The organism is Acinetobacter ursingii DSM 16037 = CIP 107286 (assembly GCF_000368825.1).
Taxonomy (GTDB): domain Bacteria; phylum Pseudomonadota; class Gammaproteobacteria; order Pseudomonadales; family Moraxellaceae; genus Acinetobacter; species Acinetobacter ursingii.
Genome location: NZ_KB849712.1, coordinates 1 through 8,890 on the forward strand (window position 1 = coordinate 1; position 8,890 = coordinate 8,890).

General features: G+C 37.7%; 10 protein-coding genes. 7 read left to right on the plus strand and 3 right to left on the minus strand.

What is annotated here, in order from left to right:
* Positions 1 to 429: 429 nt before the first annotated feature.
* Positions 430 to 1,866: a MobQ family relaxase gene (gene mobQ / locus F944_RS02555; protein WP_004986350.1), complete on the minus strand. Its 1,437-nt coding sequence runs from the start codon at positions 1,864 to 1,866 to the stop codon at positions 430 to 432.
* Between the two features lie 209 nt (positions 1,867 to 2,075).
* Between mobQ and F944_RS02560 the strand changes: the two genes are divergently transcribed.
* The 7 genes from F944_RS02560 to F944_RS02590 all read left to right on the plus strand — a co-directional run bounded on the left by F944_RS02560 (position 2,076) and on the right by F944_RS02590 (position 6,962).
* On the plus strand, positions 2,076 to 2,342 hold the full coding sequence (locus tag F944_RS02560; protein WP_088749624.1) for a mobilization protein: 267 nt from the start codon (positions 2,076 to 2,078) through the stop codon (positions 2,340 to 2,342).
* Positions 2,343 to 2,359: 17 nt separating this feature from the next.
* Positions 2,360 to 2,791: a hypothetical protein gene (locus F944_RS02565; protein ID WP_004986359.1), complete on the plus strand. Its 432-nt coding sequence runs from the start codon at positions 2,360 to 2,362 to the stop codon at positions 2,789 to 2,791.
* Between the two features lie 243 nt (positions 2,792 to 3,034).
* Complete coding sequence (locus tag F944_RS02570; protein ID WP_004986363.1) at positions 3,035 to 3,346, plus strand: hypothetical protein; 312 nt, start codon at positions 3,035 to 3,037, stop codon at positions 3,344 to 3,346.
* Positions 3,347 to 3,521: 175 nt separating this feature from the next.
* Positions 3,522 to 3,914, plus strand: coding sequence for a CopG family antitoxin (locus tag F944_RS02575; RefSeq protein WP_004986364.1), 393 nt, complete (start codon positions 3,522 to 3,524; stop codon positions 3,912 to 3,914).
* Between the two features lie 56 nt (positions 3,915 to 3,970).
* On the plus strand, positions 3,971 to 4,225 hold the full coding sequence (locus F944_RS02580; RefSeq protein WP_228156254.1) for a protein L: 255 nt from the start codon (positions 3,971 to 3,973) through the stop codon (positions 4,223 to 4,225).
* Between the two features lie 385 nt (positions 4,226 to 4,610).
* On the plus strand, positions 4,611 to 6,098 hold the full coding sequence (locus F944_RS02585; RefSeq protein ID WP_000953324.1) for a SulP family inorganic anion transporter: 1,488 nt from the start codon (positions 4,611 to 4,613) through the stop codon (positions 6,096 to 6,098).
* A 12-nt stretch (positions 6,099 to 6,110) separates the two neighbouring features.
* A complete protein-coding gene (locus F944_RS02590) occupies positions 6,111 to 6,962 on the plus strand; it encodes a universal stress protein (RefSeq protein ID WP_000034562.1) in 852 nt (283 codons plus the stop codon).
* 300 nt (positions 6,963 to 7,262) lie between these two features.
* On the opposite strand, the gene F944_RS02595 is transcribed toward F944_RS02590, so the two are convergent.
* Complete coding sequence (locus tag F944_RS02595) at positions 7,263 to 7,799, minus strand: plasmid replication DNA-binding protein (protein ID WP_004986369.1); 537 nt, start codon at positions 7,797 to 7,799, stop codon at positions 7,263 to 7,265.
* Positions 7,800 to 7,866: 67 nt separating this feature from the next.
* Positions 7,867 to 8,790, minus strand: coding sequence for a replication initiation protein RepM (gene repM / locus F944_RS02600; protein WP_004282204.1), 924 nt, complete (start codon positions 8,788 to 8,790; stop codon positions 7,867 to 7,869).
* Between the last annotated feature and the right edge of the window lie 100 nt (positions 8,791 to 8,890).

Below are 8,890 nucleotides of genomic sequence, written 5' to 3' on the forward strand. Positions count from 1 at the left end.
TTAATGCAAGGTAAACCTCGTTTTAATGCAAGGTAAACCTCGTTTTATAATCTCTCAAAGCCTTATAAATTCAGGTTTACAGGCTATCTAAAAGCATTTAAAAGCTTAAAAATAATTAAAAGCATATTTCATGAAAAATTGCCCTTGGTTTTCGCTTCGCTCAAACTCTATTGAATCTCGCTTTCGCTCGATTCGTCGGGGCAATTTTTGGTTCATGTTTTCGTGACTTTGAGAAAAAGCAAAAGCAACTCGGAATTCGCTTCGCTCATGAGCTTTTTTTTCTCGCTTCGCTCGGTTTAGGAATCAAACTTGGAAAGTTCGCACCCATTCGGGATGCTCTGTAAAGCAGGTGATTGATGGATAGGGAGCTTGTAATCAGGGAAAGGGATGGGCAAATTTTTTCAGTTCGCTCGTAGACACTCGCTCTGTTTAGCGACTCATGCCACGAGATTTCATTTTTGGTGCATGTTGCTGTGCTTTGAGCTGTTGTTCTTGTCTAAGTTTCATTTGTTGTTCTGCTTTGATCTCATCCACACAGGTTTTGATGGTCCGATAGTTTTTATATAAGTTTTGGTATTGCTCGGCTTTGGCTGGATGCTGCTTTTGGTACTGTTTCCAGGCATGTTCTTTGAATTTGTCATTTTCCAATAAATCCTTCACACCATTTTTTTTCTGGTATTCATGTCTGCCTTTTAGCTGTTTGTGTTCTTGGTAAATCGCATCACGTTGTGCTTCCCAGGCTTTTTTTCCAAACAGTAAGGGTTTGTTCTGGGTTAATTCATTGTGTTGATCCACTAGGCTTTGTAATTTGTCATGACTTTGTTTGAGTCCGCTTTTCACGATGTCTTGGGCGAGCTGCTGACTAAACTCGTTTTTATGCTTTTGCATCTTGCCTAGGGTGTTTTCTGCCTTTTTAAAAACATCCTGCATAAAATCCAGGTCTAGATTCGTGTCTTTTGCGCTGATTTCGCGTTTTAGCACTTTGCCAAGGGTTTCCCTCTGTTTTTCCTCAAACAGGGCTTTTTCATCAATTGGTGGCGTTTTAGCACTATTTTCAATCTGAGTCTGCTGTTCTGTTTTCAATGCACTAAGTTTTATCTCGTTTTCAGCAATCAGCAGGTCCATATTTTTGCCGTATTGCAGCTGAGCCTGATTTCTTTCTTTGATTTCGTCATTGCTTCGGCTGATTTCGGTTTCGATGCCTCTTCTACGTAGTTCGGTGACTTTCGGTCCTTCGTGCAGGGTGGCTTCCAGGCCATTCTCCTGGTCTTTGTAGCTACGGTGGTCGACCCGGGCGGTGGATCCGGCCAGATCCAGGTGCATATTGCAGATATCGGCAAAGTGTTCGCGCCAGTGCTCGATTTCTCCACTGTGTTTCTGATCGAGCTCCCGGGTTTTCTCGGTAAAACCTTCGGGAGTGAGCTTACGTGTGCTCATCAGGATATGGGCGTGATAATTGCGTTCATCACTGCCGGATCCGGTATGCGGTGCATGAATACAGGCATCGACGGCCACCTGGTGTCTGTCCACGATACTGGTGCATAGTTCTTCGAGCATGGCCAGGCGTTGTTCCTGGTTCAACTCACTTGGAAAGGCAATCTCAAATTCCCGGGCGACTGTCGAGTTTTTTCGGGTTTCCCTTTGTTCAACTTCGTTCCAGAGTTTTTCCCGGTTTTTTAAATGCTGTGGTGCGCCTTCGGGTAAATAAATTTCTTTGTATTCCACACCGGTTTTTCGGCTGTAGTCATGTTCTCGGCCTTCACGTTTACAATAGATCTTTTCACCTGCCCGATAGGCAATCGCAGCAGTGGCGGAACGCCCTGCTGATCGTGCTACGGTTTTGACTGAAAAGTGGTAAATCGCCATGCCTGTTTTTCGCTTTTAAATTTTCACGTAGTGAAATACAACCGTGAATACGGTTGTCGGGGTATTGGGGAGACCCCAATCGGACTTGCAAACGAAGTTTGCATAAGTGCGCTCTTCGAGGAAAACATTACTATACATATAGCACCTTGAATGCAGATTCAAGTGCGCTTATGTTAGGGATGGTTTCCCAGGATGATGGTATTGGATTAATGAGCGTTACTGAAACACTAGACAGCAAAATTAAAGCCCAGGAAGAAAAGCTGAAACAGCTCAAAGCTCAAAGGCAGGCAGCACTAGCAAGAGAACGAGCCAAAGAGAAAGAACAGGCTCGAAAGGATGATACCAGACGTAAGATTTTGATCGGATCTTGCATGCTAAAAATCACTGAAGATGATGAACAAGCCAGAGCTAAACTAATTGCTCAGATGGATAAGTATTTAACGGATGAGCGTGACCGAAAGCTTTTTAATCTATAAATTTTGAGAGATGAGTAGTGGAAGATTCAACACTTAATGAGTTAATACGTAATACAGAATTATTCTTTGAACATCACTGGAATGTAGATCTATTAGGAAAGCCTCCTGAATGGTCACCAGTACATTTTAATTTTGGAAAAATTCCTAATTACGATAAACAAGGTGTATATGCGTTTATCAAAGGGGATTTAGTGACTTATATCGGTGTTGGGACTTCTAGAGGTGCTGGCCGTTATCGTGGTAATGGCTTAAGCGCCAGGGTAATGAAATATTGCCGATGGAATGAAGATAAAACTGAATATATTGCGATAGATCCAAGACTGAAAGATGCTGGGTCCATCATTACAATAGGCTTTGAACGTGATACGGCTTATTTAGCAAATGCCCTAGAAGTTTTTCTTATCTCTAAAATCCAACCTGTCCACAATGTGGTTAAAGTTGGTATGTAATCTCCCCTAAGAGATTCGATGTTAAACAAGATAATTTATTAAAAAAAGATTGATATGTATTAAAAAAGAACGTATATACTATTTGTATATACAAAAAATGGGTTGTTGGGTTATTTATTACTCTATTAATTGATTTTTTTGCTTTTATTTCATTGACTAATCCTTAGTTATAGTAGATATTTCAATCAATGGATGTATATACAAATTGTATATATAAAACTATAACATATTGAGGGTAGAATAATGGTTGATGATAATGACCCTTTTCTCATCATTTCTGCTCGTGTGCGACGTAAGTTGGCAGACAAGCATTCAGTGGTACCTGCAGAAGTTTCGCAGTGCTTTCTTAACTATACTGAGAATAACTTTTTAGAAGATTCTCGGGAAAAAAATAAGACTAACCCACCAACAAAGTGGTTCATCTCTGAAACTGATTCAGGGCGGTTGTTAAAGGTTTGTTTTATTTATTTAGAAGATGTTCAAAAGATTGTTATTAAGTCTGCTTTTGAACCTAATCAAAATGAATTAAATCTCTTCTTTCCAGAAGACAGTTAATTCTTAGACAAATTTGAACATTCTGAGCAGTGAAGACTCATCATTGTTCAGAGTGTTCGGGTTATCTGACTAATCCCCCATCTTGGTCGATGGGGTTTTGTTCAGATATACATTAAATACGCTTATATAAAGTGACGTGAAGAAAACACGAACAAATTGTTTATGGGTATAGAGTATGAAAAATATAGATCAACATTCACCTGAAATAGCAGATCTTGAACTAGATGATGCTACACAGTGGGAAAGTAGAGAATTAGGATCAGATCCTCAATTTGCAAGATCTACATCGGTTCCAGCATCTTTCCATGAGTTATTAAATAAATCTAATAATATGCAGATGATTTCAATTCGGTTGCCGAAAGATCTTATAGATGATTTGAAAAATATCAGCAAGGCTCAAAAAATGGGGTATCAAGCATTAATGCGTGAAGTATTAAAGCGTTTTGTCGAGGCTGAAAAGAAAATTATGTATAGAGAACTTATGAAAGCTAATCAGGAATTAGAGCAGCAATTAAAAGATGCAGAAGAACTTTTAAAAAAACATGGTAAAGAAAGAAAAATGGCATAAGTTATTGAATTAATTAATTTAAATTATATTTTAATTGGAGATTTAAATTGGCTATCGTGAATAAAGATACAGAAAAATTTATAGTACAAATAAATAGTTCAAAAGAATGGTGGGCTAATACCTATAGTGCTGGGGATACAGTACCTGTTTCAGGTATTTATAAATGTAAAGGTTGTAAGAAGGAAATAACTAGTAATAAAAATGATCCATTTCCTCCCCAGAATCATCATCAGCATACTGCATTAGCTGGAAAAATAGAGTGGAAACTAATAGTAAGAACGGATACTGAAGGAAACGATTGCGGACTCTAATAACTTCATTTGTTAAATATACTAAAATATTTAATAAAAACAGTTATTTATATAATAAAAACCCCGGCATTCTGCCGGGGTTTTCGTATAACCGCCATTATGTTAAATGGGCATAAATCAATTCTAAAATTATCTATGATAATTCTTAGCTTTTACTTCAGTACTGCGTTTAGGGTGGATAGAAAAGGGGCTAGCTGCTATGATTGCCCCCGAAATCCTCCAAAATAGATATCTTTCTTAATATGACACTTACGCCACCATAAGTTTATTTACCTCTTAAATCAGTAAATAACTCATCACTGTCTAGTGATGTGGTGTAGTAGCTTGTGTGTCGTATATATCACATCACTAGCCTTTCTTAAAATTTAAAAAAATAGGCTATTTCATGTTATCCACTATTCGAGAACAATGGTTCTCTAATATTCGCGGGGATGTCCTTGCGGGTATTGTTGTCGCTTTGGCTCTAATTCCTGAAGCAATTGCCTTCTCTATTATTGCAGGTGTCGATCCTAAAGTCGGGTTATACGCTTCATTCTGTATTGCCGTGGTGATTGCTTTCGTAGGTGGTCGCCCTGGTATGATTTCTGGGGCAACCGGTGCCATGGCGTTATTAATGGTAACACTGGTTAAAGAGCATGGTCTGCAATACTTATTAGCAGCCACAATTTTGACAGGATTTATTCAAATCTTAGCCGGCTATCTAAAATTAGGTGCCTTGATGCGGTTTGTATCCAAGTCAGTTGTGATTGGCTTTGTGAATGCCCTGGCTATTCTAATTTTTATGGCTCAATTACCTGAACTCACTAATGTGACATGGCATGTCTATGCGATGACAATTGGTGGTTTAGCCATTATTTATCTATTCCCTTATATTCCAGTGATAGGGAAGCTTTTACCCTCTCCTCTCATCTGTATTGTCTTACTTACGCTCTTTGCCTTATTCATTGGTTTAGATGTAAGAACCGTCGGAGATATGGGGCAATTACCGGATACGCTTCCAATTTTCTTGCTTCCTGATATTCCTTTAAATCTTGAAACCTTAACGATTATTTTGCCTTATTCACTGGGATTAGCAGCCGTAGGTTTGCTTGAATCTATGATGACAGCAACGATTGTCGATGATTTAACAGATACCAATAGTGATAAAAACCGTGAGTGTAAAGGACAAGGCGTTGCCAATATTGCTTCAGGTTTCTTAGGCGGAATGGCAGGCTGTGCCATGATTGGTCAATCGATTATTAATGTGAAATCTGGTGGGGGTACCCGTTTATCTACATTTAGTGCCGGGGTCTTCCTGTTGATTATGGTGGTGTTTATCAGTGACTGGCTTAAAGTCATTCCAATGGCTGCACTGGTTGCTGTCATGATTATGGTATCAATTGGAACATTTAACTGGGATTCTCTGCGCAATATCCGCCAATATCCTCTCTCTAGCAATATCGTGATGATCGTTACAGTCGTCGTAGTTGTTGCCACACATAACCTGGCTTATGGTGTATTAGTCGGTGTTCTTCTTTCTGCATTATTTTTTGCCAATAAAATTGAACGCTATATGGCGATTCAATCTGTATTTGATGAATCAGAAAGCACACGTACTTATACGGTAACAGGTCAAGTGTTCTTCAGTTCAGCAGATAAATTTACTTCTGCATTTGATTTCAAAGAGGCACTTTCAAAAGTGGTGATTGATGTCAGTCAGGCACACTTCTGGGATGTTTCTGCGGTTGCTGCCGTAGATAAAGTGGTCATTAAGTTTAGACGTGAAGGAACAGAAGTCGAACTTATTGGAATGAATGAAGCTAGTAAAACATTAGTCGATAAGTTTGGTATCCATGATAAGCCAGATGCTTTAGATCGCTTAAATAGCCACTAAGAGGGATTAGTTATGTCAAAAATTATTGCATGTATTGATGGATCATTAGTAACAAATACTGTGTGTGATTATGCAGCTTGGTTTAGCGATAAACTTAATTCACCTATTAAACTATTGCATGTCATTGATAAGCCAAAAGCAAAAGCACCACAAGATTTAAGTGGTGCAATTGGTCTAGGAAGTCGAGAAACCTTGCTCAAAGAATTGGTTGAACTCGAAGAACGTAAGGGAAAAATCGAGCTAGAGCATGGCCAGATTCTTCTTCGGGAAGCAAAGAACTATTTATTGGAGAAGTTCTCTATTGATGCTCAAAGTTTTCAACGCCATGGCAGTGTTTTAGAAACAATCATGGGAATGGAAGACGACATTAGAGTTCTTGTTATGGGTAAGCATGGGAATGAAACCGAGCATGATTCCAGTAAAATTGGAACCCATATTGAAAATGTTGTTCGTGCCCTTCATAAACCCGTATTAATAACGTCTGCACCATTTAGTCCACCTAAGTCTTTTTTAATTGCTTTTGATGGAAGTCAGACTGCACGTATTTGTGTAGACAAAATTGCCAATAGCCCTTTATTAAAAAACCTGACAGCTCATCTGGTATATGTTGGTAAGCCAAATAGTGATATGACATCTCAAGTCACTTGGGCAAAAGAGTTGCTTGCAAATAATGGTTTTGATGTCATTGAGAGTGTACTCGAAGGTGATGTCGAGAAATCAATATTAGATTACCAAGAGAAAAACTCTATTGATATGATGGTTATTGGTGCATATGGTCACTCAAAAATACGCCAGTTTTTTATTGGTAGTACGACGACCAAATTGTTATCAAGCTCTACAAAACCAGTATTATTATTAAGATAATTTTTAAAAGATAAAAGGATAGTTTTTAACTATCCCTTTTTTAGATTTTCTAAAATTAACATAATACACGTTATACGAAATGCGTTATAATTCCACTTAGAAATCAATGCTGTAGTTTCTAGTTGATAGCCCATCTTCCCCAAGGTGGGTTTTTTTTATGATTTTTCACGTTCCACGCCTATTCTTTGACCAATGTTTCACGACTTTATTCAGTTTTAATAAACATCATCCGGTTTTTTGAGGAGTCATTATTTCATGTGCTTGCACTGAAATTGGCTCATCAAAAAAGTGGAGTCCTAGTTAACCGTAAGGAAGGAAAAAACGACTCAGGAAGCCCCTCTTTTTAGGTGTAGGCTCAATATGTTCTGGAACAGGGATGCGTTTGTTCTCTGGAGTAGTCAATCCGTCATAGTTCGATTCAGTCTGTGGCCGAGAATCTGTTGCTATATCCTGTTCAGATTTATGATCGGTAAACGTAGTCATATTGGCTTTTGGAGCTTCCAGTAAGCGCTGCATGGCCTCAATCTGTTCTTGATAAAACGATTCACGTTCTAATGATTGATTTTCTCTCTGTATTGCCTGATTTAATTGTTTTTCCAGCATGTCAACTTGACGTTTTAGCAAGTCAACTTCTGTTAAGTTATGCCTACTAGTTGATTGACTTTGGTTGACACTAGAATTGCTTTTTTGTGGTTCCCCAAAAACTCTTAAGGCTTCTGAAAAGTCAATTAATCCATCCGATCCTTTTGATAAATTTCCTTTCTTTATATGGGCATATACAGCTTGTCTTGAATATCCATATAATTTCGCTAGTTCTGAAACTGACAGTTTTTTCATTATGTAAACCAGTTTTCAAATAGTGTTAATAGTTGATTGTTAACTTTACTATGTCAATTGACATCATTCATTGAAAGCCGACTTTTCGAAGTAATGGCATAAATTCTTTTAATTTATTTGGCTCTTGTAGCATGGTTACAATCCGAGCAGCAAACTGTTCATAGCTTTCATTACCTTGTGAAAGTTTAGCCATCTCAGGAAGTTCTGATAATTTACTAGCAAATAAATATCGTTGTGCATCAGTCAAATTGATTTTTAGCTCTTTGTCCTGACTAATGTCATTGGCTGTATTTGTTGCTGACTTTTTCTGTTTGAAGCTAAATGAAAAGCCCGTAATGGATCTGCCGGTTTTATGTTGTTCAACTTTGACATTAATATCGGTATGTTCATTTACTTGCTTTAATGCAATGTCTAAAACATATTTCTTAAAATCGTACATCCTTTTGTATTCAGTCTCGAGTACACCTATTTTTTGTCTGAAATCGTAGATAGTTATAAGAGGCGTTTTTCCGGTACTACGCCACGCAATCAATATTTCATATAAGCGAACAGCATAAGCACTCGTTAAATTGCTTATTTGCTGTATCTCATACTTTGTAAATTGTTCTTCTAATCGAGTTATTAAAGGCACAATAGCAGGAGCAAAAATAAGTCTAACGACAGCCTCATTATCAATATAAGCAACCTCGCTTACCCATCTTGACTTGTGATTAATAACATTACCTTTTTCACTAAGACTTTGATAACTGAATTGTCTTGCAAATAGGTCATCGCAAGCATCTTTTAAGGCTTGATAAGCAGTATTTCGATGTACACCAAATTGATTGATATAACTTTCAGCATGAACTGTTAATGGATCATTAGCATTTATCCCTTTACCTGATTCCCTGGCTTCAACGATAGCTAAAAGAATTAATCGTTGTTCTACTAGATCAAGGTTATAACTAGCATTAATTAAAGCGTTATCTTTGACAATTAGTTCGGTTTTCATATGAAAAATTTATATTTTTAAGTCAATAAGACGAGGTTATATTATCAACTCGCTTAATGCAAGGTAAACCTCGTTTTAATGCAAGGTAAACCTCGTTTTA